Raw genomic sequence first — 24,695 nt, forward strand, 5'->3', positions numbered from 1 at the left:
GGGTCGGATCGAGTGGAGTACGGGGCTCGGATGGCCCGTGAGGCCTCCCCCGGGGACGTGGGGCGCCGCGCCGTGCTGCGCGTGCGGCTGCCCGACGGCCGGTTCCGGGATATCGTCGGTGTCCTGGAACGGTGGAGTGAGGGCACCATCTCGGTGCGCAGGCGCGACGGGGCGCCCGTCGAGGTGGCCGAGGCCGACGTCGCCGGGAGCAGGCTGGTACCGCAGCGCCCGCCCGAGCGGCGCCGACGGACCCGGGGGGAACCCGACACGGAACGGTAGGAACGGACGACAGCGGAGCCGGACCGGCAACGGAGCGCCCGGCAGGGGGAGGTGCCGACCCACGCCATGCAGGAGACCGTCGCGTCCGCGCTCGCGCAGCTGGCCCGGCTGGACCCGCGCGCCGCGCGCCTGGCCGAGAACGCCCTGGCCTCCCTGACCGGGGGCGGCGAACTGGAGGAGCTGACCCAGCGGTCGGTCCAGGAGTTCTGCTGGTACGTGCTGCCGGTGCGGTTCGCCGGGGAGACCGGCGAGCGCATGCTCACCGCCCGCTCCCTGGGGCGCCTGTTCTCCCTGCTGGACCTGGACCGCTACGCCGCGATCTGCTCCTCCTCCACCACCCGCGCCATCCTGGACGCCCACTCCTCCGGCCACGACAGCGGCCTGGCCGCCTACCGCCGGGCGATGCGCGCCTCCGGGGTGGAGCCGCCCGACCTGCCCGAGATGACCTGGGGCACCGCCCTGGGCACCGCCGAGATCTCCGCACACCAGGCCACCTCGGCCGCCCTGGAGCTGGCCATCGCCGCGGGCGAGGTGCGGCCGGGCACCCGCGGCTGGCGCACCGCCCAGGAGCGGTTCACCCGCGCCTTCCTCACCCAGCCCGACGGGCAGGGCCGCAGCCGCCTGGACCGGGTGCGCGAGGAACGGGTGCGCGGCTGGCTCGGCTCGCCCTCGCACCCGCACCGCCAGCGGCTCTGGCCGCTGCTGGGCCAGCTCATCGTGGGCGCGGAGCCGCCGCCGGACGCCGACGCGGCGCTGGCGCCGGTGCGCCGCCTGCTCGACTTCGCCGACGAGGGCATCGGCCTCACCCAGATCGGCTACATCTCCCCCACCGTGGTGCGCGAGCTGTGCGCCGAGTTCGACTGGGCCACCTCGCCGTCGCCGCCGCGCAGCGAGACCGACGCCATGCAGCTCATCTCGCTGCACAAACTGCTGCGCGGGATGCGCGCGGTGCGCAGGGCGGGCCGCCGCATGGTGCTGACCCGCCGCGGGCGGCGGCTGCACGGCGACGGCGCCGAGCTGTGGCGCGCGGTGGCCGACAGCGTGCTGGACTCCGACGGGTTCGCCCAGGCCGCCACCGAGACCCTGCTGGGGCTGCTGCTGCAGCGCTCCCCGCGGGCCACCGGCAGCCACGCCCGCGCCGAGCGCTCGGACGTGATGGAGGAGGCGCGCCAGGTGCTGGCCGAGGCCGGGTGGGGCGGAGACGCATCCGGGGAGTCCCCGGCCACCTCCCAGGTGCACGCGGTGCTGCTGCAGGTCACCTGGCTGCTGGAGACGCTGGGCTTCGTCCGCCGCAGCGACCTGGTCGGCGGCACGGGCACCCCGGACCTGACCCGCAGCGGCCAGGCGTTCGCCCTCACCGCCATGCACCGCTCGGCCACCGCGCCGAGCACGTCGCTGTGACCGTGCGGCCGGCGCTGCGGCCGGGACTGTGACCGACGCCGCTCCGCCCGCCGCGCCCGGCAGGGCACCCTCAGCCGGACCCGCGCCCGGGGCCCCGTAGCCTGGAGGCGTCGGCCCGGGCGCCTCCCCCGCCGCCCGCTCGGCCGGCCGCCATCGTTCACGACCAGCAGTCACGACCTGTGGGAGCAGCATGTCCACGCCCGATCCGGCCGGTACGGATTCCGAGACGCCCGCCGAGAGCGCCGGCCCGGAGGGGGAGGAGCCGCAGGGCGCCGTGGCGACCGACGCGGCCGGTTCCGACGGCGCTGACGGCGCTGACGGCACCGAGGGTGCCGAGGGTGCCGAGGGCACCGACGGCGCCGGGGACACCGAGGGTGCGGACGGCACCGGCGCCGGTGCCGACGGCGCCGGCCCCGGAGAGGGCGGCGCGCCCGCCGACCCCGCCCGCTCCTCCGTCTTCGACCTGCTGCCCAGCCCGGTCTTCCTGCTGATCCTGGGCGTCACCGGGTTCGCCGGGTACTTCTCCTGGACCCGCTGGGAGGAGACGCAGGACCTCTACACCTACGGCGGCACGCCCTACGCGCCGTTCGTGTTCATCGTGGGCGCCTGGATCCTCTCGCTCGCCGTGCACGAGTTCGCCCACGCCCTGGTCGCCTACCTGGGCGGCGACCGCGGCCTGCGCGGCAGCGGCTACCTGCGGCTCAACCCGCTCGCCTACCGGGAGCGCCGGGTCGCGGAGACGGGCGAGACCGGCGGGGGCGCCTTCACCGGCCTGATCATGCCCGTGGTGTTCGTCGTGCTCGGCGGCATCGGCCTGACCGGGCCGGCCTCCTACGTCGACCGCGAGTCGCTCGGCGGCCGGGGCCGCCGCATGCTGGCGCCGCTCGCCGGGATCGTGGCCAGCCTGGTGCTGGCGGCCGGGTTCGCGGTCGCGGTGATGCTCCTGGTGCCCGCCGGGATGGTCACCGACAACTGGCTCATCGGCGGCCTGATGTTCCTGTGCTACCTCAACCTGACGGCGGCGCTGGTGAACCTGCTGCCCGTCCCCGGCCTGGACGGCTACGGCATCCTCGTGCCGCTGCTGGAGGCGGCCACGGCCAGCCCCCGGCGGTTCGAGGTGATGGAGCGCGTCGCGCGCGGCTTCGGCCTCTTCGGCACCATCGCGGTCTTCGCCGTGCTGTGGTTCAACGTGGTGAACCTGGCCTACATCAACGCCATGACCGGGTTCTTCCAGAAGATCGGCATGCCGCAGATGGACATCTTCTTCGGCGAGCTGCTGATGCGGTTCTGGCTCAACTGATCCGGCTCAACCGGACCGCGTACCGGCCGGCGGGGTGAACACCACCGCGAACGCCACCACCGCCACCCCGCCGTACAGGTAGGCGTTGCTGATCCCGGCGGAGGCCAGGAGGAAGAACACGTCGCCCGACTCACCGGCGAGCAGCAGCGCCGCCTGCGCCAGGGTCCACCCGGCCGCGCAGACGCCCGCCCCCACGCGCGAGCCGGTGGCCCACCCCGCCGCCCGGACCGCCGCGTACAGCAGGCACATCCACACCAGCAGGGCCGCGCCGGAGAGCACCTGGCCCACCGGCCCGCTCATCCACAGCCAGGCCAGCCAGCCGAAGAGCACCCCGCCCACGGTCCCGGCGACCACCGCGGCGCAGAACAGGGCGGGGTGGACGACGAAGTCGACGGCGGACGCGAAGGGGCCGGTACGGCCCGCGGAAGCGGAATCGGGCACGGGAAGAGCCTAGGCGAACAGGTCGGTCTCGAATCCGTCCGGACCCGGGCGGGGCGTCGGCCCGCGCAGCAGCGTGAAGTGCTCGACCGCGTCGATCTCCTGGGCGACGCCGTTGGACAGCGCGAACCGCTCGCCGTCGACGGAGATCTGGGTCGCGTGCGCCCGCATGGCCAGCGCCTTGGCGGCCCAGTGCGCCGAGGCGTCGACACGGGTGGTCACCCGCGCGTCGGGGGTGCCCGGCGCGATGTCGCCGACCTCGGAGGGCGCGGTGAACGGCCCCGGCTCCGCCTGCAGGCGCGCCACCTGTTCCTCCAGGCGCGTCCTGGGCTGGGCGATGGCATAGAGCTTCCGCGTCTGCCAGGGCTGGCCCGCCAGCGCGCGCTCGGCCGCCTTCTCGAAGGCCCGCAGGGTGACGCGGTGGGCCTGGATGTGGTCGGGGTGCCCGTAGCCGCCGTTGTCGTCGTAGGTGACGACCACGTGGGGGCGCACCTCGCGGATCACCTCGGCGAGCCGGAGCGCGGCCTCCTCCACGTCGGCCTGCCAGAAGCAGGACGGGTCGCCGTTGGTCGGCGCGCCCATCATGCCGGAGTCGCGGTACCGCCCGGCGCCCCCGAGGAAGCGGTGGTCCCGCACGCCCAGCGCCAGGCAGGCCTTGTCGAGCTCGCCGATGCGGTGCTCGCCCAGGCCGCCCTCGCGCTCCTCGGCCAGGTGCCCCAGCTCGGGCGGGATCACCTCCCCCCGCTCGCCGAGCGTGCAGGTGACCAGGGCGACCTCGGCGCCCTCGGCGGCGTACTTGGCCATGGTGGCGCCGGTGACGATCGTCTCGTCGTCGGGGTGGGCGTGCACCAGCAGCAGTCGGCGGTCGGTCATGGCACCCGACGATACCGGGGCCGAACCGGCGGTCCTCCCGGACGGGTGGGGCGCCCGCGCCCCGCGCGCCCGGGGACCGCCCGATGGGCGACAATCGCCGCATGAGCTTTCCACGGCAAGAAGCGCGGACGCGGCGGTTCACGCTGGGCGTCCCCCGGTCATTCGCCCTCTCCCCCGACGGCCGGAAGGTCGCCTTCCTGCGGAGCAGGCACGGCACCGACGGCGCCGCATGCCTGTGGCTGCTCGACCTGGACACCGGCCGGGAGCGGGTGCTGGCCGACCCGCACACCATCGGCGGCTCCGAGGAGGACCTGCCGCCGGAGGAGCGCGCGCGCCGCGAGCGGCTGCGGGTGAGCAGCGGCGGCATCGTGGCCTACAGCACCGACGAGGCCTTCACGCGGGCGGTGTTCGCCCTGTCCGGGCGCCTGTACTGCGTGGACCTCGTCGGCGACGACGCCGCGCCGTTCGAGCTGACCGCGGCCGCACCGGTGGTGGACCCGCGCATCTGCCCGCGCGGGGAGTCCGTCGCCTACGTGTGCCGGGGCGCCCTGCGCGTGGTGTCGGTCGGCTCCGGCGCCGACCGTGCCGTCGCCGAGCCCGACGGCCCCGGGGTCACCTGGGGCCTGGCCGACTTCATCGCCGCCGAGGAGATGGGGCGCCACCGCGGCATGTGGTGGTCGCCGGACGCTTCGGCGCTGCTGGCCGCGCGGGTCGACGAGTCCATGGTCGCCCGGTGGTACATCTCCGACCCCGGCGATCCGGAGGCCGGGGCGCAGCCGATGGCCTACCCGGCGGCCGGGACGGACAACGCCGACGTGCGCCTGGCCGTGCTGGACGTGCGCGGCGGCGGCGACGGCCCCTCCGAGCCGCACTGGCTGGAGTGGGACCGCGAGGCGCTGCCCTACCTGGCCACCGCCGGGTGGACGACCGGCCCGGACGGCACCCCCACCGCCGTCTTCGGTGCGCAGAGCCGCGACCAGCGCACCCTCACCGTCTTCAGCGCCGACCCGGCCACCGGGCTGACCGGGCCGGTGCGCACCGAGACCGATCCGGTGTGGGTGGAGATCATGCCGGGGGTGCCGGACTTCACCGCGAGCGGCGAGCCGGTGTGGATCGGCCGCGAGGAGGGCGGCGAGCGGCGGCTCTTCGTCGGCGGGCGCCCGATGGGCCCGCCGGGGCTGTACGTGCGCGGGGTGTCCGACATCGACGGCGACCGCGTCCTGTGCCCGGTCTCGCCCGCCGACCGGCCCGGCGCGGTGGAGCTGTGGCTCTTCGACGCCTCCGACGGCTTCGCCGGTCCCGTGGAGCTGCCCGGCCTGGAGGGGTCCGCGGTCGACGCCGGGCGGATGCGGGGCGGCACCCTGGTGGTGCAGCGGCGCTCCCTGGACGCCTTCGGGGTGCGCACGCTGGTGGTGGCCGACGCCTGGTCGCAGACGCGGGGCAAGGCCACCGAGATCGCCTCGCACGCGGAGGAGCCCGAGCTGCCCGCGCCCCGGCCGCGGCTGTGGCGGGCCGGCGGGCGCCGCATCCCCTCGGCGCTGGTGCTGCCGTCGTGGTTCGACCCCGAGGGGGCGCACGCGGGGCGGCGGCTCCCGGTGCTGGTCGACCCCTACGGCGGCCCGCACGCCCAGCGGGTGCTGGAGGCGCGCGGGGCGTACCTGACCTCGCAGTGGTTCGCCGAGCAGGGCTTCGCCGTGCTGGTGGCCGACGGCCGCGGCACCCCCGGCATCGGGGTGGAGTGGGAGCAGGCGGTCCACACCGACCTGGCCGAGCCGGTGCTGGAGGACCAGGTGGCGGCCCTGCGGGACGCCGCCGAGCGGTACGGGTGCCTGGACCTGGACCGGGTGGGCATCCGGGGCTGGTCCTTCGGCGGCTACCTGTCGGCGCTGGCGGTGCTGCGCCGTCCGGACGTCTTCCACGCGGCGGTGGCCGGGGCGCCGGTGATCGACTGGCGGCTGTACGACACGCACTACACGGAGCGGTACCTGGGCCTGCCGCAGGAGCGCGCGCAGGACTACCGGCGCAGCTCTCTGCTGGACGACGCGCCGGGGCTCAAGCGGCCGCTGATGCTGGTGCACGGGCTGGCCGACGACAACGTGGTGTTCGCGCACAGCCAGCGCCTGTCGTCGGCGCTGCTGGCGGCGGGGCGGCCGCACACGGTGCTCCCGCTGTCCGGGGTGACCCACATGCCGACCGACGAGACGGTGGCCGAGAACCTGCTGCTGCTGCAGGTGGAGTTCCTGCGCTCGTCCCTGGGCATCGCGGACGGGGCGGCCGCGGACTGACGGGGGCGGGGGTCCGGCGGGCGCCTCCGGGCGCCGGGTACACGCCGGGGCCGGGCCCGTGCGGCCCGGCCCCGGCGCCTTGACGCCCGGCCGCCCCATCGGCAGCGGGATCGACGGTTCGCCCAGTCGAACCCCTCTCGGGTGGACAGTCCGCCTGAACCCCGCGCCGCTCCGCGCCAACCGACGCTTATCCCGGCGCCGGGTTTACCGTCCTGATCCGGCCAGCCTCCGTTCTTGACATTCCCGATCCCCTTCAGACATCCCATCATCGTTTCATCGGGTATCCTCGGCGCCACGTCGCCGTTCCGGCACCGCCCGCCCGCACACGCGGCCCGACTGCCCCGACCAGTCGGTAACATCCCTCCATTTCGGAAGGTCACCGGCATCTGTCGCCACACGGACACCATGACTTAAAGTGGCTCATCGTTTACCCAAAGCGGTGCAAAACCGCAGGGTGAACGGCCTGTCGGCGCCCACCGGAGCCCCGGTCGGCCCGGCGGCCGGGTCCGCCTTGAGCCCCCGCTCTTCAACGCGGACCCGCCTTCACCACCCCCGACATTGTGAAAGGGCGGATGGATGCGAACGTCCACCATCGTGCGCGCCGCAGGAGGCGGCGCGCTCGCTCTGGGCCTGGTCGCGGCCGGTTTCGCGGCCCTGTCCGGAGAATCCCCCCGGGAGGCCGCCACGGTGGCGGCCGACAGCGCCTCCGGCGGCTCGGTCGCCGGGGACCCGGTCGAGGCGATGCAGCGCGACCTGGGCCTCAGCGAGACCGAGGCGCAGGAGCTGCTCGACGCCCAGGCCGAGGCCGGTCAGACCCACCGGGCCCTCAGCTCGGACCTGGGCGAGGACTTCGGCGGGAGCTGGTTCGACATCGAGACCGGCACCCTGACCGTCGCGGTCACCGACGCCGCGGCGGCCGACGAGGTCACCGCCGCCGGAGCCGAGGCCGAGGTCGTCGACAACGGCCAGGACGAGCTGGACGCCGTGGTCGCCGACCTCAACGCCGAGGGCGCGGAGCTGTCCGAGGGCATCGCCGGGTGGTACCCGGACATCCGGCAGGACAGCGTGGTCATCACCGCCCTGGAGGGCCAGGAGGCCGCCGCGCAGGACTTCGCGCAGGCCGCGGGCGTTCCCGAGGGCGCCTACACGGTCGAGACCACCGAGGACGAGCCCCGGCTCTACGCCGACGTGGTCGGCGGCGACGCCTACTCCACGGGCGGCGGCCGCTGCTCGATCGGGTTCGCCACCGAGACCGGCTTCGTCACCGCGGGCCACTGCGGGGCCGCCGGGACCCGGGTCGGGTCCCAGGACGGCTCGGGCACCGGCACGGTGACCGACGCCGAGTTCCCCGGCGCCGACATGGCGGCGGTCGAGACCGACGACGGCTGGACCCCCACCCCCGCCGTGAACGACTACGCGGGCGGGACCGTCGCGGTCGCCGGGTCGGAGGAGGCCCCCGAGGGCGCCTCGGTCTGCCGGTCGGGCTCGACCACCGGCTGGCACTGCGGCACCATCCAGGCCAAGAACCAGTCGGTGTCCTACCCGCAGGGCACGGTCAACGGGCTGACCCAGACCGACGTGTGCGCCGAGCCCGGCGACTCGGGCGGCTCCTGGCTCAGCGACGACCAGGCCCAGGGCGTCACCTCCGGCGGCTCGGGCGACTGCACCTCCGGCGGGACGACCTTCTTCCAGCCGGTCAACCCGATCCTGGAGGCCTACGGGGTCACCCTGCTGACGGGCTGACCCGGCGGCCCGGCACAGGGCCGCAGCACCACGCACCCGCCGCGGAGCCACCGCGGCACCGGACCGGCCGGCGCGGCCCCCATCCCCCCGCGTCGGCCGGTCCTTCTCGCGTATCCGCGGATTCTCCGGATGCGCTCACACGTTCGACGGCGGGCGGCTACGGGCCGCCCCCGGTACCGGGGCCCCGCCACCGGCCATAGCCTGGAGGCATGCGCTTCGTCCCCATCGCCGTCGCCGCCGTCCTGGACCTGGTCTGCATCGGCGCCTTCGTCGCCGTCGGGCGGGCCTCGCACGAGGAGGCCTCCTCGATCGCCGGGTTCCTCGGCACCGCGTGGCCCTTCGCCGCCGGGCTCATCGCCGGGTGGCTGGCGGCGCGGGCGTGGCGCGCACCGATGCGGGCGGTGTGGACGGGCGTGATCGTGTGGGCGGTCACCGTCCCCGTGGGCCTTGCCCTGCGCGCCTTCCTGACCTCCGACGGCGCCCCCTGGTCGTTCGCGATCGTCACCACCGTGTTCCTCGGCGCCGCGATGGTGGGCTGGCGCGAGCTCGCCCGCCCCTTCACCATGGGGCGCGGCAAGAGCGCCGACCGCGCCGACGGGCGGACCGGTGAGAACGGCGAGGAGGATCCGGCCTCATAGCGCCGTCCTAGCGCCTGATCGATGCCCCTCCCCCCCCGCGCATCCAGTGGGACCTTGCCCCCTCCTGAGCGCAAGGTCCTGGTCGTCGTGCGCAGCGTGCCCGCAGCCGGGCGACTCCTCGACGCCATAGAGGTGTTCGGCGACGACGACCGCATCGCCATCGAGTTCGCCCTGAATCCCGGATCGGTCAATGAGTACGGGATCCGCGCGCCGTCCTCGCCGCCGCCGGAGTGGGGAGGCCCTGTCCTGGGAGGAGGCGGTGGCACGGCGCGGAGAGTTCGCACTCGCCATGGCCACTTCGCCCAACGAGGGGCTGCACCGGCTCTCCACGGCGGGCGGTACGGCGGCGGTCCCCGGCCTGAACGGACCGCCCCTGCTGCTGATGCCACACGGCGCCGGGCACAACCGCCTGGTGCCGGAGGCCGCCGGGCCGCTTCGGACGGCCTCCGGTCTGGCCCCCGAGCAGCTGCTTCACGCCGGGGTCCCGGTCCCCACCGCGCTCGCCCTGTCCCACCCGGAGCAGCGCGAGAGGCTGACGGGCGGCGCTCGTAGCCGCCGACGCCGTGGTGGGCGACCACGGCAGTGCGACCTACTACGCGGCCGCGCTCGGGCGGGACGAGCTGGATCCGGCCTCCCCGTTGCACGCCTTCGGTGCCGCCTGCCCGACCCTGCCCCTGATGTGCGTCGGCGCGTTCGTCGCCGTAGGTCGGAACTCACACGAGGATGCCTCGTCGCTGGTTGAGTTCCTCGGCACCACGTGGCCGTTCGCCGCCGCGCTAGCCGTCGCCTGACTCTTGGCGCGTGTGACGCTCGCCACTACGTGCGGTGTGGACCGGCGTCGTGATGCGGGGCGGCCACCATCCCCGGGGCTGGCGGTGCGCGCGTTCCTCACGCCCGATGGCGCCCTGGGGTTGTTCGCGATCGTCACCGCCGTATTCCTGAGCCCCATGGTCGGCCGGCGCAAACTCGCGCGCCCCTTCGCCATGGGGCGGGGACGCCGCAATGAGGACGAGGAGATTCCGGGTCTCTAGCGCCCGACACCCCCGAGCCCGAATGATGTCCCCGGCGGCCCCTCCCTTCATTCGAGCGCAAGCTCCTCGCCGTCGTGCGCAACGTGTCGACAGCCGGGCGCTTGCTCGACGCCGTCGAGGTTGAGTTCATGCTGAACGCTGGTTCCATTTCGATGCGGGGCGGCCTCCGTGCCACCGCCTCGACTCCGATCAGTCGATCAGCTCCGCCAGCTCTGCTGCCTTCTCGTACTGGTAGCCCTTTCTATACAGCCGCACTGCCGCCGCCGCCCACTCTCCGGCAACGGCCGCCCCCCCTTGCAACTTGACAGCACGCGCCATCACGCCGAGCGCGTCCGCCCTTCTCAGCGGTGCGCCCTTGTCCCCGAACCCCTCGATGGCCGCCCTTCCCGCTCGGAGGGCTGCTTCGGGCTCACCGGACCGCAGGTACAAGTGTCCCAGTCGGGCCTCGTTCTTGGCTCCGATGGAGCGCCAGTCGTCGATACGGCTCGTCTCGTCCCCGCAGTCCGAGGCCATCAAGCGCACCAACTCGTCCGCGACCATCTCCCGCACGGCCTCCAGCTCACGTCCGGCCCCCGTGAGGTCTCCCATACGCAGGCGCAGACCACCGAGCTGGTATCCGTCGATCGCGCGCTCCCGCCGGTTGCCGAGACTCTCGTTAATCCGGCGGCGTTCACGCAACACGGTCTCGGCCTGATCGAACTCCCCGCGCTCTGCACACACCAATCCGCGGGTCTCCAATAGAGCCGCACGGTCCTCGGCGCCAAGCACACCCTCAAGCGCCGCGCCGATGACCGCCGCCGCCTCTTCGAACGCTCCGTTGTCGACCAGCACCCGAGCCCGATAATTGTCCATCCGGCTCACCAGCGCAGGTTCCGCTACCTGTCGGGCTATGTCGCTCGCGGAACCGAACAGCTCTTTCCCCACAGAGCCGCGTCGCAGCTCGTGCACTGCATACCAGCACGACTCCGCCATCACGAGCGCTTTGCGTGCGCGTTCAGTCTCCACGGCCATGGCCATGAGAGCCGGAACCGAGTCCAACACCTGGGCCGTCCAAGCCAAAGCCTCGCCCCCGTCCGCTGAGAAGGGTGTGGCCACCGCTCGGCGCGACTCGGCGTCCCCTTCCTCCTGTGTCGCCCGGCTCCGCGTACCTCCGAACAGCCGGTCCGCTTGGGCCAGGGAGGCGGTGTACCAGTCGACGGCGCGCTCCCTGACGTCCCGGCACCGCTCATCCGGCTCGGCCTGCGCCCGCCGGTAGGCGTCGTGGCGGATCAGGGGCTCCCAGCGATACCGGCCGCCTCCTTCGGCTGTCATCAGGCAGGACCGGACGAGCCGCCCGAGGGCGTCGCGCGCCTCTTCCAGGGACCCCAGCAGGGCGGCGGGCAGGCCCTCGTATACGCGCCGTCCCGGCAGGCCGCCCAGCGCGCGGTAGAGCCGCTGGGCCGCGTCCGAGCGGAGGTCGCCGAAGCCCAGGGCGATGACCTCGTCCAGGCGCGGCTCCCCTTCCTCGGCCTCCACGAGGCGGTCGAGCTCTTCGGGGAGCCGGGTACCGGCGGCGTCGAGCCGCGCGACGACCGAGGCGGGGGTCTCCTCGGGCCACATGCTCAGATAGGCGCCAACGATCTGCAGGGCGAGCGGGAGCCCGCCGCAGCGGTCCGCCAGGGCCCGTGCGGCCCCGGGATCGGCGTCGATCAGGCGCGCCAGGCGTTCTTCGGGGCCGTCGAAACCGCGGAGGAGTGCCAGGGCGTCATCGGTACGCAGGGCGGGCAGGCGCACGGTCGGGACGTTGCGGCGCCGAAGGCCCGTGATCTCCCCACGCCCGGTGAGCAGCACCATGCTGCCGTCCCCTGTCGCGAAGAGGTCGGCCTCCCATGCGGAGGTGATCCCCTCGACGATCACGATGCAGGGCTCCTCACCGGTGATCCTGCGGAACTCCCGTGAACGCTCCCTGAGGGTCGGAGGCACATCGTCCCCGGGCATTCCGAGGTCGCGCAGCAGTGACGCGAGCGCGTCGCCGAGGAAGACGTGGTTCCCGGCCCCCGCACCCGCCGCACGCTGCTCGTCCAGGTCGACGTGGAGCCCCCAGACCCCGCGCTCGTCCGACCGGGCGGTCCCAACTGCCCCGTCCCCCTGCTCGGACGCCGATTCCTGGTACAGGGAGCGGAGCAGGTACGCTGCCTCGACCCCGAAGGCCGACTTGCCCACCCCTCGGGGGCCGATGACGTAGAGGCTCCCCGGACGCCCTTTCAACGCCGTCCCGCGGTAGACCTCACCCGCGTAGGCGCACGCGTCGTCGTGGTTGACGAAGGGGCCGTGCAGCGCTCTGACGACGTCCCACAAGGGCCTCTTGGGCATCGCCGCCTCGTTGATCACGTTCATGACCAGTTCGTCGACGCGCCCTACCTGGACATGGTTGCCGCCACGATTGTTGCTCGACTCGTTGTGGTAAGCCGTCACCGGAGTGGACTCCTCGGCGGATCGGGGGGCCAGGGGGTTCGGTAGTGATCCTACGCACGCCCTCACGCACCGGCCTGCGGGCCATGCCGGTGACCGTATACGGTCACGGGCACGCGGCCCGGACGCGTACACCGTGTGCCAAGGTGGCAGGGTTGAGCTCGGGGCCGCGCACGCCCCCTGCCCCGCTGCCGACGGCTGGAGGACGCGACGATGGGCGACGAGGTGATGCTGGCGATGGCCGCCGCGGTCGCCGGGAAGGCCACCGAACTGCTCACCCAGGGCGCCAAGGATTCGGTGGCCTCGCTCCGCAAGGCGCTGCGCAAGCGCTTCGGCGACGGAACCCCCGAACGCGAGGCCCTCGACGAGGCCCGCGACGCCGACGGCGAGGACGAGGTGCTCGTGGGCACGCTCGCCGGGCACATCCGCGACGCCGCCGACCGCGACGAGGACATCCGCGGGCTCGTCTCCACCCTGGCTCCGCACTTCACCGCCGACGAGCACACCGAGTACAACACGGTCCACAACACCGTCACCGGCGGCCGGGACAACAAGGTGTGGCAGATCAACAAGCTCGAGGGCGGCTTCCACATCAACGGCTGACCCCGGCGGCGCACGGCCGCTCGCCCGCCCCGCGCACCCCTGAGGGCCCATAACCTGGGGCGTGTGAGTGATCATGCCCTGACCGGTGCGAACGGCACGCCCGAGGTCGGCGTCGGCCCGTGGGAGGGCCCCTGGCCCGAGGACGGCCGGTACGACCCCGCCCTCCTGGCCGACGGGGACCGCCGCAACGTCGTCGACCGCTACCGGTACTGGACCCGCGAGGCGATCGTCGCCGACCTGGACACCCGCCGCCACCCCTTCCACGTGGCGGTGGAGAACTGGGAGCACGACCTCAACATCGGATCGGTGGTGCGCACCGCCAACGCCTTCGCCGCCGAGGCGGTGCACATCGTCGGGCGGCGCCGGTGGAACCGGCGCGGGGCCATGGTCACCGACCGCTACCAGCACGTGCACCACCACCCCGGCCCCGAGGCGCTGACCGCCTGGGCCCAGGAGCGCGGCCTGCCCGTCGTCGGGATCGACAACCTGCCCGGGGCGGTGCCGCTGGAGACCTACCCGCTGCCGCGCGCCTGCGTGCTGGTGTTCGGCCAGGAGGGGCCCGGGCTCTCCGACGAGGTGCGCAAGGTGTGCTCGGCGGTGCTGTCGATCGCCCAGTTCGGCTCGACCCGCTCGATCAACGCGGGGGCGGCGGCCGCGGTCGCCATGCACGCCTGGGTGCGCGCGCACGTGTTCGACCAGCCGGTGGAGGGCTCTGGGCCCTCCACCTGATGGGCCCTCAGGCCGTCTCGTGCAGGACGCGGAAGCGCACCATGCACACGCCCTCGGCCGCGTGCATCACCTCGTCGTGGGTGGGCTGCCGGTCCGTGGGCAGGCGCAGCCCGTGCCCGCGCAGGGCGCGCGGCCCGCGCTCCTCGAGCAGTTCGGCCATCATGTCGCCGACTTCCTTGGTGTCCTCCACGGCCGTGCCCGACAGGCGGAATTCCCGGCCGCGGATGAGCGCGGTGGCCTCGTGTCCGCCGCGCATGTTCCTCGCCCAGCCGCCGTGCCCGCTCAGCACCCACACCTCGCCGCCTTCGCGCAGGTAGTAGGCGACGGGAAGGGTGTAGGAGCGCCCGGTGCTGCGCCCCTCGTAGGTGAGGAGCATGAACACGCCGCTGAGCGCCGGGTGGGCGCGGGAGCGCAGGACGGCACCCACGACCCCGTTCATGGAGGACCAGAACCTCCTCCTGAGCCGGTCCCTGCGATCTGTCTCGTCCGTCATGGCAACCCCCTCATGGGTTCGGGTCGTGTGCGGACCCTAACCCGGCGCTCCGCGCCGTCGGATCCGTCCGCGGTCCGGCGCCACCTGGGCGCCGACACCCCGCGTGGCCTGGGGCTCAGACGCGTTCGCGCTGGTAGCTTCCAGGTCATCCGCAACCGCACGACCGGGGGGACGCCATGGGAACGGACAACGGGGCACGCCCGTCGCCGCAGAAGCGCCGCACGCCGAAGGCCGAGGGGACGGCGGGCAAGGGAGCGAAGGGGGCGGCCCGGAAGGCCGCGGCCCGGCCGCAGGTGCGGGTGCGCCCCGCCGACCACGACGACATCGGGGCCATCGCCCGCACCCTCGCCCGCGCGTTCTCCGACGACCCCTACAGCGCCTGGCTCTTCCCCGACCCCGCGGACCGGCTCGAACGGTCCATCCGCCTGTACGCCCTGGAGAGCGGGTTCGACTACGTCCCCCAGGGCCTGGCCGAGGTGGCCGTCGCCGACGGCAGGGTGGTGGGGGCCGCCACCTGGCGCGGCCCGTGGTCGCGGGGCACCTCCCCGCTCGCCCTGCTGCGCGGCGCACCGCACTTCATCGGGCTCTTCGGCGCGCGCCGCACCGGGGAGATCCTGGCCGCCTACCAGAAGATCGCCGCGCACGGCCCGCGGCGGCCGCACTGGTACCTGGCCGAGCTCGCGGCCGACCCGGACGCGCGCGGCACCGGAGCAGGGACGGCGCTGCTGCGTTCGGGGCTGGCCCGCGCCGACGCCGACGGCGTCCCCGTCTACCTGGAATCGTCCAAGAAGGAGAACACCGGCTTCTACGAGCGCTTCGGGTTCGTGTCCACGGGCGAGATCGACGTGCCGGGCGTTCCGCCGCTGTACGGGATGGTCCGCGAACCCGAGGCGGCCCCGGGGGCGCTTCCGGTCCCCGGCCCCCGCACCGACGGGACGGGCGTCTGACCGCGCTCTCCCGGCCCCCGGGAAGGGCCCCGTCCACAACCGGCCACTGTGCGTGAGCGCCGGGGCGGCCCGGCGGGCGGCCCCTATTCTGGTGCGACCCCCGACGCCCGCGTGATCCGAACCGTCCCAGGAGCAAGGCGGAGCCCATGAGCGACAAGCCGGAGTTCACCCTCAGAACCGCCACCGAGGACGACGTGCCGGGCGTGGCACGCGTGCTCAGCCGCGCCTTCTTCGACGACCCGCTCTTCGTGTGGCTCTTCCCCGACCCGCACACGCGCATGGCCCGGTCGGCACGGTGGTGGGCCGCCCAGGCCGGGTTCTCCTTCGTCCCCGCCGGGAGCGTGACCGTGGCGGTGTCGGGCGACGAGCGCCCCGTCGTGCGCGGTGCGGCGGTCTGGGTGCCGCCGGGCGCCTCCCTGCCGAGCGGGAGGGGGCTGCTGCGCACGGTGCCGCACACCCTCGGGCTGTTCCCCGTGTCCCGGATCCCGGAGCTGGCGGCGTTCATGGCCGACGTCCAGAAGGCGGCCCCGGAGCGGCCCCACTGGTACCTGGAGTGCCTGGCGGTCGACCCGGTGACGCAGGGGTCGGGCATCGGCTCGGCGCTGCTGCGCTCGGGGCTGGTGCGGGCCGACATCGACCGCGTACCGGTCTACCTGGAGACCACCGAGCCGTCCGCCCTGGTCTTCTACGAGCGGTTCGGGTTCAAGGCCTCCGGCGGGGTCGCCGAGGAGGGGCGCCCGGCCTTCCACGGCATGGTCCGCGAGCCCGGCGACTGACCCGGCCCCGCGAACGCGGAGCGGGGCCGCCCTGGACAGGACGGCCCCGCTCGGTGCTCCAGTGCTCCGGTGCGCCCGGCCGCTACTCGGACTTGCTGCTCGCCAGCGCCCCCAGCAGGTCGCGGTTGAGCTGGGAGATGGTGTCCAGCGGGATGCCCTTGGGGCAGACCGCGGCGCACTCGCCGATGTTCGTGCACCCGCCGAAGTCCTCGGCGTCGTGCTGGTTGATCATGTTGATCACCCGGGCGTCCCGCTCGGGCTGCCCCTGGGGCACGCTGCCCAGGTGGGTGATCTTGGCGGCGGTGAAGAGCATGCCCGAGGCGTTCGGGCAGGCCGCCACGCAGGCGCCGCAGCCGATGCAGGTGGCCGCGTCGAACGCGCGGTCCGCGTCGGCCTTGGGCACCGGGGTGGCGTGGGCGTCCGGGGCGGTCCCGGTCGGCGCGCTGATGAAGCCGCCGGCCTGGATCACGCGGTCGAACGACCCGCGGTCCACCACCAGGTCCTTGACGACCGGGAACGCCTTGGCCCGCCACGGCTCGATGGTGATCTCGTCGCCGTCCTTGAAGCTGCGCATGTGCAGCTGGCAGGTGGTGGTGTTCTCCGGGCCGTGGGCCACGCCGTTGATGACCACGCCGCAGGCGCCGCAGATGCCCTCGCGGCAGTCGTGGTCGAAGGCCACCGGGTCCTCGCCCTGCAGGGTGAGCTTCTCGTTGAGGACGTCGAGCATCTCAAGGAAGGACATGTCGGGGTTGACGTCCTCGACCTTGTAGGTGACCATCCGGCCCGCGTCGTCGCGGCCCTTCTGACGCCAAACGCGCAGGGTGATGTTCACTTGTAGCTCCGCTGCTTCATCTCGACGTACTCGTACTCCAGTGCTTCCTTGTGCAGCACCGGCGGCTCACCGGTCCCGGTGAACTCCCAGGCGGCGACGTAGGCGAACTCGTCGTCGTGGCGCAGCGCCTCGCCGTCCTCGGTCTGGCTCTCGGCGCGGAAGTGCCCGCCGCAGGACTCGCGGCGGTGCAGCGCGTCGATGCACATGAGCTCGCCGAGCTCCAGGAAGTCGGCGACGCGGCCGGCCTTCTCCAGGGCCTGGTTGAGCTCGTCGTTGGAGCCCAGGACCTTGACGTTGGTCCAGAACTCCTCCCGCAGCTCGCGGATGCGGTCGACGGCCTTGCGCAGGCCCTCCTCGCTGCGCTCCATCCCGCAGTACTCCCACATGATGTGGCCGAGTTCCTTGTGGATGGAGTCCACCGTCCGCTCGCCGTCGATGGACAGCAGCTTGTCGATGCGCGAGCGCACCGCCTCGGCCGCCTCCTTGGCCTCGGGCGTGCTCTCGTCGACCGCGTCGAACGGGCCGTCGGCGAGGTAGTCGTTGATCGTGTTCGGCAGCACGAAGTACCCGTCGGCCAGGCCCTGCATCAGCGCGCTCGCGCCCAGGCGGTTGGCGCCGTGGTCGGAGAAGTTGGCCTCACCGGTGACGAACAGGCCCGGGATGGAGGACTGCAGGTCGTAGTCGACCCACAGGCCGCCCATCGTGTAGTGGACCGCCGGGTAGATGCGCATCGGGACCTCGTAGGGGTTCTCGCCCGTGATGCGCTGGTACATGTCGAACAGGTTGCCGTACTTGGCCTCGACCGCCGGGCGCCCCATCCGCTTGATGGCGTCGGCGAAGTCCAGGTAGACGCCCAGCCCGCCGGGGCCCACCCCGCGGCCCTCGTCGCAGACGTTCTTGGCGGCGCGGGAGGCGATGTCGCGCGGCACCAGGTTGCCGAAGGAGGGGTAGATGCGCTCCAGGTAGTAGTCGCGCTCGTCCTCGGGGATCTCGCGCGGGTCGCGCGCGTCCCCGGCCTCCTTGGGCACCCAGATGCGGCCGTCGTTGCGCAGCGACTCGCTCATCAGGGTCAGCTTGGACTGGTAGTCGCCGCTGACCGGGATGCAGGTCGGGTGGATCTGCGTGTAGCACGGGTTGGCGAAGTGCGCGCCCTTGCGGTGCGCGCGCCAGGACGCCGTGACGTTGCAGCCCATGGCGTTGGTGGAGAGGAAGAAGACGTTGCCGTAGCCGCCGCTGGCCAGGACCACGGCGTCGGCGAAGTGCGTCTCGATCTCGCCGGTGACCATGTCGCGGGCGACGATGCCGCGGGCGCGGCCGTCGACGACGATCAGCTCCAGCATCTCGTGGCGGGTGTTCATCTCCACGGTGCCGGCCGCGACCTGCCGCTCCAGGGCCTGGTAGGCGCCGATGAGGAGCTGCTGGCCGGTCTGGCCGCGGGCGTAGAAGGTGCGCGAGACCTGGACGCCGCCGAAGGAGCGGTTGTCCAGCAGGCCGCCGTACTCGCGGGCGAACGGCACGCCCTGGGCCACGCACTGGTCGATGATCTCGACGCTGACCTGGGACAGGCGGTAGACGTTGGACTCGCGCGAGCGGAAGTCGCCGCCCTTGACGGTGTCGTAGAACAGCCGGTAGATGCTGTCGCCGTCGTTGCGGTAGTTCTTGGCCGCGTTGATGCCGCCCTGGGCCGCGATGCTGTGCGCGCGGCGGGGGCTGTCCTGGTAGCAGAACGACTTGACGTTGTAGCCGGCCTCGCCCAGGGTCGCGGCGGCCGAGGCCCCGGCCAGGCCGGTGCCCACGATGATCACCGACAGCTTGCGGCGGTTGGCCGGGTTCACCAGGCGCGCGGAGAAGCGGCGCTTGTCCCAGCGCTCGTTGATGGGTCCGGCGGGCGCCTTCTCGTCGGCGATCGGGGCGCCCTCGGTGTAGAGCTCGGTCATTTATCCCACCAGCCCGAAGAGAACGGAGAACGGGGGCAGCAGGAAGCCCACCGTGATGACGGCCGCGACGATGATCGCGACGGTGTTGATCGCGCGGCGGCGGCCCTCGCGGTTGAGGCCGAGGGTGGCCGCGGCGCTCCAGATGCCGTGGCGGAGGTGCAGGCCCACCAGGAGCACCGCGAGGATGTAGATCGCGGTGACCCAGAAGTTCTCCGGCTGGAAGCCGCGGACCAGCCGCTCGTAGGGGCTGTCCGAGGCCCCGCCGGGAGCGATGGTGTTCGTGGTCAGGTGGAGGATGTGGAAGACCACGTACAGGGCGATGATGACGCCGCCCCAGCGCATGGTGCGCGACGCGTAGGTCTGCTGCACCGGCTTCCTGGTCCGGTAGCGCACCGGGCGCGCCTTTCCGGCGCGCCGCGTGAGGGCGACCGCCGAACCGATGTGGATCAGGACGGACGCCAGGAGGACGATCCGCATGATCCACAGGAAGCCGCCGTGGGGCAGCATCGGCTCGCCCAGCTCACGCAGGTGGTGCGAGTAGTCGTCGAACGCCTCTTGGCCGGCGAAGACGTTCAGGTTTCCGTACATGTGCGCGATGAGGAAGAGCACGAGGATCAGGCCGGTGACCGCCATCGCGGACTTGAGGGCCACCGTCGACCGCCGCGCCTCCGCGCGCTGCTTGGTCAGGGTACTGTTCGCCACGACCTGCCACTTTAAGACTCCATAAAGAAAGTCGTCTAAGTCATGGGGGCCCTGGTGTCCATAGCCGTAGGCTATGGGGCATGCAGTTCCAGCAGCTCGCGTACTTCCTCGCGGTCGCCGAGACGCGGCATTTCACCCGCGCAGCAGAGCTCTGCCAGGTCGCCCAGCCCAGTCTGAGCAAACAGATCCGGGCCCTGGAGAGCGACCTCGGCACGCCGCTGTTCAGCCGCGCACGGGGAAATATCACACTCACCCCGGCCGGTGAGGCGCTGCTGCCGCTCGCCCAGCGCATGGTCGCCGACATGGAGACGGCGCGGCGGGAGGTGGCCGAGCTGGCGGGGATGCGCAAGGGGCGGGTGCGCCTGGGCGCCACCCCGTCGCTGTGCGGCGGCCTGGTCGCCGACGCGCTGGCCGGGTTCCACTCCCGCTTCCCCGGCATCGAGCTGGGGGTGGAGGAGAGCGGCTCGCGCGACCTGATCCGCGCGCTCGGCAAGGGCGAGCTGGACCTGGCGCTGATCATCCTGCCGCTGCAGAGCAGCGACCCGGCGTTCGTGACCACCCCCATCCTGCGGGAGAACCTGGTGGTGGTGAGCGCGGCCGACGCCCCGCCGCCGACGACGGGGGCGAGCATGCGGGTGACCCAGCTGCGGGACCGGCCGCTGGTGATGTTCCGCCGCGGCTACGACCTGCGGGAGGCGACGCTGACGGCGTGCCGGGAGTCCGGGTTCGAGCCGCGCATGGCGGTCGAGGGCGGGGAGATGGACGCGGTGCTGCGGTTCGTCGAGGCGGGACTGGGGCTGGCGGTGGTGCCGAGCATGGTGCTCAAGAACCGCCCCGGGCTGCGGGGCACGCCGCTGGCCTGGCCGCGCCTGCTGCGCACCATCGCGCTGGCGCACCGCAAGGACGTGGAGCCGTCGAACAGCGCCAAGGCGTTCCGGCGCCACCTGATGGCGTACCTGACCCACCTGACCCGCGACGAGCTCGGCGAGGACCTCGAAGTGATCGCCGCGTCACTGCCGTGACGCACGGGAACGGTGCGATAGATTCCAGAAATGAAGGCTGGCCTCACTTTCACCGTTCCATAAGGGCATTCGATCGCCCCACGGACACCACAGGCCCCACCAGGCGACAAAACCCCCGAAACACCAGCCATCGGATAAGCGGTCATTTATCGCCGAATCGCCGGACCCCCTTCCAGGGGAGTGGTGTTTTTCACATCCGTTGCGCTGTGATTTCTTGCTGAATTCGTGATCGCGCCGTCCTAGCGTGGCTCCACCGATCCTTAGGGAGATGTGCGGCCATGACATCGACTCTTCCCCCGCCGGAACAGCCCGGCCTCGAGCGCGCGCGGATCACCGCACGGACGCTGCGCACCGACCGGTGGTGGTCAGGGCCCGTCCTGACCGTGCTCGGGCTGACCGCCTTCCTGGTCTACGGCCTGGCCAGGGCGTTGCAGCAGGACCACTACTGGGTGCAGGAGTACCACTACCTCACCCCGTTCTATTCGCCGTGCGTCGCGGGCCAGTGCGCGTCCGACGCGGCGGTGTTCGGGAGGCTTCCGTGGGACTTCCCGTGGTTCATCCCGTTCGCGGTGGTCAGCCTTCCGCTCCTGCTGCTGTTCCGGTTCACCTGCTACTACTACAGGAAGGCCTATTACCGTTCGTTCTGGCAGTCCCCCACCGCGTGCGCGGTCCGCGAGCCGCACGCCAAGTACACCGGGGAGACGCGATTCCCGCTCGTCCTGCAGAACGCGCACCGCTACTTCTTCTACGCGGCCCTGCTCATCTCGGTCGTCAACACCTATGACGCGACCGTGGCGCTGTTCCACGGGGCCGAGGGCGGCTTCGGCATCGGCGTGGGCAACATCGTGCTGTTCACCAACGTGGTGCTGCTGTGGTGCTACACGCTGAGCTGCCACAGCTGCCGCCACGTGACCGGAGGGCGCCTGCGCAGCTTCGGGTCCCACCCCGTGCGGTACCGGCTGTGGACGGTGGTCTCCAAGCTCAACACCCGGCACATGACGTTCGCCTGGATCACGCTCGGCACGCTCGTCCTGACCGACCTGTACGTGGCGCTGGTGGCGAGCGGCGTGCTCACCGACCTCAGGATCGTCAATTGAGCGCCGCCCGCAGCACATGCCGCCCACCATTCCCGACGAGCCCGACACCGGTGAGGAGGGCAGCGCCATGCCCGATCTGAGCGAGACCACCCGGCACGCCTACGACGTGGTGGTGATCGGCGCCGGCGGGGCCGGGCTGCGCGCCGCCATCGAGGCGCGCCAGCGCGGCAAGCGCACCGCGATCATCTCCAAGTCCCTGTTCGGCAAGGCCCACACGGTCATGGCCGAGGGCGGTGCGGCGGCCGCGCTCGGCAACGTCAACGACGCAGACTCCTGGCAGGTGCACTTCCGCGACACCATGCGCGGCGGCAAGTTCCTCAACGACCCGCGCATGGCCGAGCTGCACGCCAAGGAGGCCCCCGACCGCATCCTGGAGCTGGAGATGTGGGGGGCGCTGTTCGACCGCACCGGAGACGGGAGGATCAGCCAGCGCAACTTCGGCGGCCACGAATACCCGCGCCTGGCGCACGTGGGCGACCGGACCGGGCTGGAGCTGATCCGCACCCTTCAGCAGCGGGTGGTGCAGCTCCAGCAGGCCGACGCCGCCGAGCTGGGCGACCCCGACGCCATGCTCCGGGTGTTCGCGGAGACCACCGTCACCGAGCTGGTCAAGGAGGGGGAGAAGGTCGCCGGGGCGCTGGCCTACGACCGCGCGACCGGCGCCCCGATGCTCTTCGAGGCGCCCGCGGTGGTGCTGGCCACCGGCGGCATCGGCAAGTCGTTCAAGACCACCTCCAACTCCTGGGAGTACACCGGCGACGGGCACGCGCTCGCGCTGCGCGCCGGGGCGGGGCTGCTGAACATGGAGTTCGTGCAGTTCCACCCGACCGGGATGGTGTGGCCGCCGTCGGTGCGCGGCATCCTGGTCACCGAGTCGGTGCGCGGCGACGGAGGCGTGCTGCGCAACTCCGAGGGCGAGCGGTTCATGTTCGGCTACATCCCCGAGGTGTTCGCCGCCCAGTACGCCGAGACCGAGGAGGAGGCCGACGGCTGGTACACCGACCCGGCCAGCCACCGGCGACCGCCGGAACTGCTGCCGCGCGACGAGGTGGCGCGGGCGATCAACGCCGAGGTGAAGGAGGGGCGCGGGTCGCCGCACGGCGGGGTGTTCCTGGACATCGCCAGCCGGATGCCGGCAGAGGAGATCATGCGGCGGCTGCCGTCGATGCACCACCAGTTCAAGGAGCTGGCCGACGTCGACATCACCGCCGAGCCCATGGAGGTCGGGCCCACCTGCCACTACGTCATGGGCGGGGTCGAGGTCGACGCCGACACCGGCGCGGCCGTCGTGCCGGGGCTGTTCGCCGCAGGAGAGGTGGCGGGCGGCATGCACGGCTCCAACCGGCTGGGCGGCAACTCCCTGTCCGACCTGCTGGTGTTCGGGCGCCGGGCGGGGCTCGGCGCGGCCGAGTACCTGGACGCCCTCGACGGCCGCCCCGTGCCCGCGGACGAGGCGGTCGCCGAGGCGCTGCGGCGGCAGGCGGAGCCGCTGGAGCGGGAGACCGGGGAGAGCCCCTACGCCCTGCACCAGGAGGTGCAGCAGACCATGAACGACCTGGTGGGGATCATCCGCCGGGGGCCGGAGATCGAGCAGGCGCTGGAGTCGCTGGCCAAGCTGGCCGACCGGGCGGCGTCGGTGCGGGCCGAGGGCGGCAGGGTCTACAACCCGGGGTGGCACCTGGCCCTGGACCTGCCGAACATGCTGATGGTGTCGGAGGCGGTGGCGCGCGCGGCGCTGGAACGGCAGGAGTCGCGCGGGGGGCACACCCGCGACGACTTCCCGGGGATGTCGGCGCCGTGGCGGAAGGTCAACCTGGTGGCGTCGCTGACCGGGAGCGGCGGCGTGCGGCTGCGCACCCGGCCGGTCGATGTGCTGCGCCCGGACCTGATGGCGCTGTTCGACCGGGAGGAGCTGGCCAAGTACCTGACCGAGGAGGAGCTCCCGGCCGAGACCCCCGATGAGGCGGCCGCGAAGGAGGAGGACCGATGAGCGCGAAACGGACGTTCCGCGTGTGGCGCGGCGGCGGGGACGACGGGGAGCTGGCGTCCTACGAGGTCGAGGTGAACGAGGGCGAGGTGGTGCTGGACGTGCTGCACCGCCTCCAGGCGACCCAGGCCCCGGACCTGGCCGTGCGGTGGAACTGCAAGGCGGGCAAGTGCGGGTCCTGCTCGATGGAGATCAACGGGCGGCCGCGGCTGTCCTGCATGGCGCGGATGAGCACGTTCACCGACGACGAGCCGATCACGGTGACGCCGATGCGGACCTTCCCGGTCATCCGCGACCTGGTGTGCGACGTGTCCTTCAACTACCAGAAGGCGCGGGAGATCCCGTCCTTCACCCCGCCGGAGGGCGCGGAGCCGGGGAGCTTCCGGATGCGGCAGCAGGACGTGGAGCGCTCGCAGGAGTTCCGCAAGTGCATCGAGTGCTATCTGTGCCAGAACGTGTGCCACGTGGTGCGGGACCACGAGGAGAACAAGGAGGCCTTCTCCGGGCCCCGGTTCCTGATGCGCGTGGCCGAGCTGGAGATGCACCCGGAGGACACGGCCGACCGCCGCATGGCCGCCCAGGACGACTTCGGGCTCGGGTACTGCAACATCACCAAGTGCTGCACCGAGGTGTGCCCGGAGAACATCACGATCACCGACAACGCGCTGATCCCGCTGAAGGAGCGCGTGGCCGACCGGCGGTACGACCCGCTGGTGTGGCTGGGTTCGACCATCGGCCTGAGAAAGGGCGCGGACACCCCCCGCGTCCCGAACACCCGCCCGGGCGACCGGGACGAGAGCAAATAGCAGGAGACGGGCGGCGAGGAGGGCGAGCGAATCGGGCCCGATCCTCGCCGCCCACCTGTGTCCGCGTCCACGTCGATGCAGGCCGGCGGCCCTTGCGGTAGCACTGCCGGGCGGCGGGTGTGCACGTGGTCGCCGCGAAGGGCGGCGACGGAGCGGCCGGTGCCCCACTCACCGCCCCCGGCCGGGCGCCGGGTTGCCGGAGTGCAGGGAAAAGCAGCAGCAACAATGACGCAGGGCGGCGTCCCCACCTGCAGCGTCGTCGGGTGGCAGGCGTGTGCATGGTCGTCGGAAGAGCGGCGACGAGGAGAGGCCAGCGGCCCCACCT

The 24,695-nt window shown here is 72.8% G+C and carries 23 protein-coding genes; 16 read left to right on the plus strand and 7 right to left on the minus strand.

Annotated features, from left to right (window positions below; all coding sequences use genetic code 11):
- Window positions 1-30: 30 nt before the first annotated feature.
- The 3 genes from D476_RS0129705 to D476_RS0129715 all read left to right on the plus strand — a co-directional run bounded on the left by D476_RS0129705 (window position 31) and on the right by D476_RS0129715 (window position 2,980).
- Window positions 31-279 carry a putative acetyltransferase gene (locus D476_RS0129705; RefSeq protein ID WP_017627515.1) on the plus strand — a complete coding sequence of 83 codons (249 nt, stop codon included), beginning with the start codon at window positions 31-33 and terminating at the stop codon, window positions 277-279.
- A 66-nt stretch (window positions 280-345) separates the two neighbouring features.
- The gene (locus D476_RS0129710) at window positions 346-1,680 is read left to right on the plus strand and encodes a hypothetical protein (RefSeq protein WP_017627516.1); all 1,335 of its coding nucleotides are present in this window, start codon (window positions 346-348) and stop codon (window positions 1,678-1,680) included.
- A gap of 190 nt (window positions 1,681-1,870) precedes the next feature.
- A complete protein-coding gene (locus D476_RS0129715; protein WP_017627517.1) occupies window positions 1,871-2,980 on the plus strand; it encodes a site-2 protease family protein in 1,110 nt (369 codons plus the stop codon).
- Between the two features lie 6 nt (window positions 2,981-2,986).
- Here D476_RS0129715 and D476_RS0129720 read toward each other — a convergent pair whose 3' ends face one another.
- Window positions 2,987-3,421 (minus strand): hypothetical protein, encoded by a 435-nt coding sequence (locus D476_RS0129720; protein WP_017627518.1) that lies wholly within the window; start codon window positions 3,419-3,421, stop codon window positions 2,987-2,989.
- 9 nt (window positions 3,422-3,430) lie between these two features.
- Window positions 3,431-4,291 (minus strand): N-acetyl-1-D-myo-inositol-2-amino-2-deoxy-alpha-D-glucopyranoside deacetylase, encoded by an 861-nt coding sequence (gene mshB / locus D476_RS0129725; protein WP_017627519.1) that lies wholly within the window; start codon window positions 4,289-4,291, stop codon window positions 3,431-3,433.
- 101 nt (window positions 4,292-4,392) lie between these two features.
- Here mshB and D476_RS0129730 point away from each other — a divergent pair, with 101 nt between their 5' ends.
- The 5 genes from D476_RS0129730 to D476_RS39495 all read left to right on the plus strand — a co-directional run bounded on the left by D476_RS0129730 (window position 4,393) and on the right by D476_RS39495 (window position 9,988).
- Window positions 4,393-6,576: a S9 family peptidase gene (locus D476_RS0129730; protein ID WP_026123979.1), complete on the plus strand. Its 2,184-nt coding sequence runs from the start codon at window positions 4,393-4,395 to the stop codon at window positions 6,574-6,576.
- A 576-nt stretch (window positions 6,577-7,152) separates the two neighbouring features.
- Window positions 7,153-8,319: a S1 family peptidase gene (locus D476_RS0129735; protein ID WP_017627521.1), complete on the plus strand. Its 1,167-nt coding sequence runs from the start codon at window positions 7,153-7,155 to the stop codon at window positions 8,317-8,319.
- Window positions 8,320-8,528: 209 nt separating this feature from the next.
- The gene (locus D476_RS0129740; protein ID WP_017627522.1) at window positions 8,529-8,957 is read left to right on the plus strand and encodes a DUF3054 domain-containing protein; all 429 of its coding nucleotides are present in this window, start codon (window positions 8,529-8,531) and stop codon (window positions 8,955-8,957) included.
- A gap of 563 nt (window positions 8,958-9,520) precedes the next feature.
- Window positions 9,521-9,748, plus strand: a complete 228-nt coding sequence (locus tag D476_RS39490) for a DUF3054 family protein (RefSeq protein WP_239648862.1) — start codon at window positions 9,521-9,523, stop codon at window positions 9,746-9,748.
- Between the two features lie 12 nt (window positions 9,749-9,760).
- A complete protein-coding gene (locus D476_RS39495) occupies window positions 9,761-9,988 on the plus strand; it encodes a hypothetical protein (protein WP_239648863.1) in 228 nt (75 codons plus the stop codon).
- 189 nt (window positions 9,989-10,177) lie between these two features.
- Here the strand turns inward: D476_RS39495 and D476_RS0129755 are convergent, their stop codons facing one another.
- Window positions 10,178-12,442, minus strand: coding sequence for a hypothetical protein (locus tag D476_RS0129755; protein ID WP_017627525.1), 2,265 nt, complete (start codon window positions 12,440-12,442; stop codon window positions 10,178-10,180).
- Between the two features lie 210 nt (window positions 12,443-12,652).
- Here D476_RS0129755 and D476_RS0129760 point away from each other — a divergent pair, with 210 nt between their 5' ends.
- Both D476_RS0129760 and D476_RS0129765 read left to right on the plus strand, forming a co-directional pair.
- Window positions 12,653-13,042 (plus strand): hypothetical protein, encoded by a 390-nt coding sequence (locus tag D476_RS0129760; protein ID WP_017627526.1) that lies wholly within the window; start codon window positions 12,653-12,655, stop codon window positions 13,040-13,042.
- A 63-nt stretch (window positions 13,043-13,105) separates the two neighbouring features.
- Window positions 13,106-13,771: a TrmH family RNA methyltransferase gene (locus tag D476_RS0129765; protein ID WP_017627527.1), complete on the plus strand. Its 666-nt coding sequence runs from the start codon at window positions 13,106-13,108 to the stop codon at window positions 13,769-13,771.
- Window positions 13,772-13,778: 7 nt separating this feature from the next.
- Here the strand turns inward: D476_RS0129765 and D476_RS0129770 are convergent, their stop codons facing one another.
- A complete protein-coding gene (locus tag D476_RS0129770; RefSeq protein WP_040728746.1) occupies window positions 13,779-14,264 on the minus strand; it encodes a nitroreductase/quinone reductase family protein in 486 nt (161 codons plus the stop codon).
- A gap of 176 nt (window positions 14,265-14,440) precedes the next feature.
- Between D476_RS0129770 and D476_RS0129775 the strand changes: the two genes are divergently transcribed.
- Together D476_RS0129775 and D476_RS0129780 are read left to right on the plus strand one after the other, a co-directional pair.
- Entirely contained in the window at window positions 14,441-15,211 is a 771-nt protein-coding gene (locus D476_RS0129775; RefSeq protein WP_017627529.1) for a GNAT family N-acetyltransferase, read from the plus strand.
- A 146-nt stretch (window positions 15,212-15,357) separates the two neighbouring features.
- Window positions 15,358-15,987, plus strand: a complete 630-nt coding sequence (locus tag D476_RS0129780; RefSeq protein WP_017627530.1) for a GNAT family N-acetyltransferase — start codon at window positions 15,358-15,360, stop codon at window positions 15,985-15,987.
- 82 nt (window positions 15,988-16,069) lie between these two features.
- Here D476_RS0129780 and D476_RS0129785 read toward each other — a convergent pair whose 3' ends face one another.
- The 3 genes from D476_RS0129785 to D476_RS0129795 are packed head-to-tail and all read right to left on the minus strand — an operon-like array spanning window position 16,070 to window position 19,458.
- Complete coding sequence (locus D476_RS0129785) at window positions 16,070-16,819, minus strand: succinate dehydrogenase/fumarate reductase iron-sulfur subunit (protein ID WP_017627531.1); 750 nt, start codon at window positions 16,817-16,819, stop codon at window positions 16,070-16,072.
- On the minus strand, window positions 16,816-18,756 hold the full coding sequence (locus tag D476_RS0129790) for a fumarate reductase/succinate dehydrogenase flavoprotein subunit (RefSeq protein WP_017627532.1): 1,941 nt from the start codon (window positions 18,754-18,756) through the stop codon (window positions 16,816-16,818). Before D476_RS0129790 ends, D476_RS0129785 begins: the two co-directional genes overlap by 4 nt.
- Entirely contained in the window at window positions 18,757-19,458 is a 702-nt protein-coding gene (locus tag D476_RS0129795; protein WP_017627533.1) for a succinate dehydrogenase cytochrome b subunit, read from the minus strand.
- Between the two features lie 80 nt (window positions 19,459-19,538).
- On the opposite strand from D476_RS0129795, the gene D476_RS0129800 reads away from it, so the two are divergent.
- The 4 genes from D476_RS0129800 to D476_RS0129815 all read left to right on the plus strand — a co-directional run bounded on the left by D476_RS0129800 (window position 19,539) and on the right by D476_RS0129815 (window position 24,370).
- Window positions 19,539-20,480, plus strand: coding sequence for a LysR family transcriptional regulator (locus D476_RS0129800; RefSeq protein WP_017627534.1), 942 nt, complete (start codon window positions 19,539-19,541; stop codon window positions 20,478-20,480).
- A 278-nt stretch (window positions 20,481-20,758) separates the two neighbouring features.
- Entirely contained in the window at window positions 20,759-21,577 is an 819-nt protein-coding gene (locus tag D476_RS0129805) for a hypothetical protein (RefSeq protein WP_017627535.1), read from the plus strand.
- Window positions 21,578-21,644: 67 nt separating this feature from the next.
- Window positions 21,645-23,567, plus strand: a complete 1,923-nt coding sequence (locus tag D476_RS0129810; protein WP_026123980.1) for a fumarate reductase/succinate dehydrogenase flavoprotein subunit — start codon at window positions 21,645-21,647, stop codon at window positions 23,565-23,567.
- A complete protein-coding gene (locus D476_RS0129815) occupies window positions 23,564-24,370 on the plus strand; it encodes a succinate dehydrogenase/fumarate reductase iron-sulfur subunit (RefSeq protein ID WP_017627537.1) in 807 nt (268 codons plus the stop codon). Before D476_RS0129810 ends, D476_RS0129815 begins: the two co-directional genes overlap by 4 nt.
- Window positions 24,371-24,695 lie beyond the last annotated feature (325 nt).

Source organism: Nocardiopsis chromatogenes YIM 90109, assembly GCF_000341185.1.
GTDB lineage: Bacteria > Actinomycetota > Actinomycetes > Streptosporangiales > Streptosporangiaceae > Nocardiopsis_A > Nocardiopsis_A chromatogenes.

What these genes read in the sequence shown, in the direction of transcription:
- D476_RS0129705 (WP_017627515.1), top strand. Translation starts at nt 31, where the DNA reads ATGGCCCGTGAGGCCTCCCCCGGGGACGTGGGGCGCCGCGCCGTGCTG.
- D476_RS0129710 (WP_017627516.1), top strand. Translation starts at nt 346, where the DNA reads ATGCAGGAGACCGTCGCGTCCGCGCTCGCGCAGCTGGCCCGGCTGGAC.
- D476_RS0129715 (WP_017627517.1), top strand. Translation starts at nt 1,871, where the DNA reads ATGTCCACGCCCGATCCGGCCGGTACGGATTCCGAGACGCCCGCCGAG.
- mshB (WP_017627519.1), bottom strand. Translation starts at nt 4,291, where the DNA reads ATGACCGACCGCCGACTGCTGCTGGTGCACGCCCACCCCGACGACGAG.
- D476_RS0129730 (WP_026123979.1), top strand. Translation starts at nt 4,393, where the DNA reads ATGAGCTTTCCACGGCAAGAAGCGCGGACGCGGCGGTTCACGCTGGGC.
- D476_RS0129735 (WP_017627521.1), top strand. Translation starts at nt 7,153, where the DNA reads ATGCGAACGTCCACCATCGTGCGCGCCGCAGGAGGCGGCGCGCTCGCT.
- D476_RS0129740 (WP_017627522.1), top strand. Translation starts at nt 8,529, where the DNA reads ATGCGCTTCGTCCCCATCGCCGTCGCCGCCGTCCTGGACCTGGTCTGC.
- D476_RS0129760 (WP_017627526.1), top strand. Translation starts at nt 12,653, where the DNA reads ATGGGCGACGAGGTGATGCTGGCGATGGCCGCCGCGGTCGCCGGGAAG.
- D476_RS0129770 (WP_040728746.1), bottom strand. Translation starts at nt 14,264, where the DNA reads ATGACGGACGAGACAGATCGCAGGGACCGGCTCAGGAGGAGGTTCTGG.
- D476_RS0129775 (WP_017627529.1), top strand. Translation starts at nt 14,441, where the DNA reads ATGGGAACGGACAACGGGGCACGCCCGTCGCCGCAGAAGCGCCGCACG.
- D476_RS0129780 (WP_017627530.1), top strand. Translation starts at nt 15,358, where the DNA reads ATGAGCGACAAGCCGGAGTTCACCCTCAGAACCGCCACCGAGGACGAC.
- D476_RS0129790 (WP_017627532.1), bottom strand. Translation starts at nt 18,756, where the DNA reads ATGACCGAGCTCTACACCGAGGGCGCCCCGATCGCCGACGAGAAGGCG.
- D476_RS0129800 (WP_017627534.1), top strand. Translation starts at nt 19,539, where the DNA reads ATGCAGTTCCAGCAGCTCGCGTACTTCCTCGCGGTCGCCGAGACGCGG.
- D476_RS0129805 (WP_017627535.1), top strand. Translation starts at nt 20,759, where the DNA reads ATGACATCGACTCTTCCCCCGCCGGAACAGCCCGGCCTCGAGCGCGCG.
- D476_RS0129810 (WP_026123980.1), top strand. Translation starts at nt 21,645, where the DNA reads ATGCCCGATCTGAGCGAGACCACCCGGCACGCCTACGACGTGGTGGTG.
- D476_RS0129815 (WP_017627537.1), top strand. Translation starts at nt 23,564, where the DNA reads ATGAGCGCGAAACGGACGTTCCGCGTGTGGCGCGGCGGCGGGGACGAC.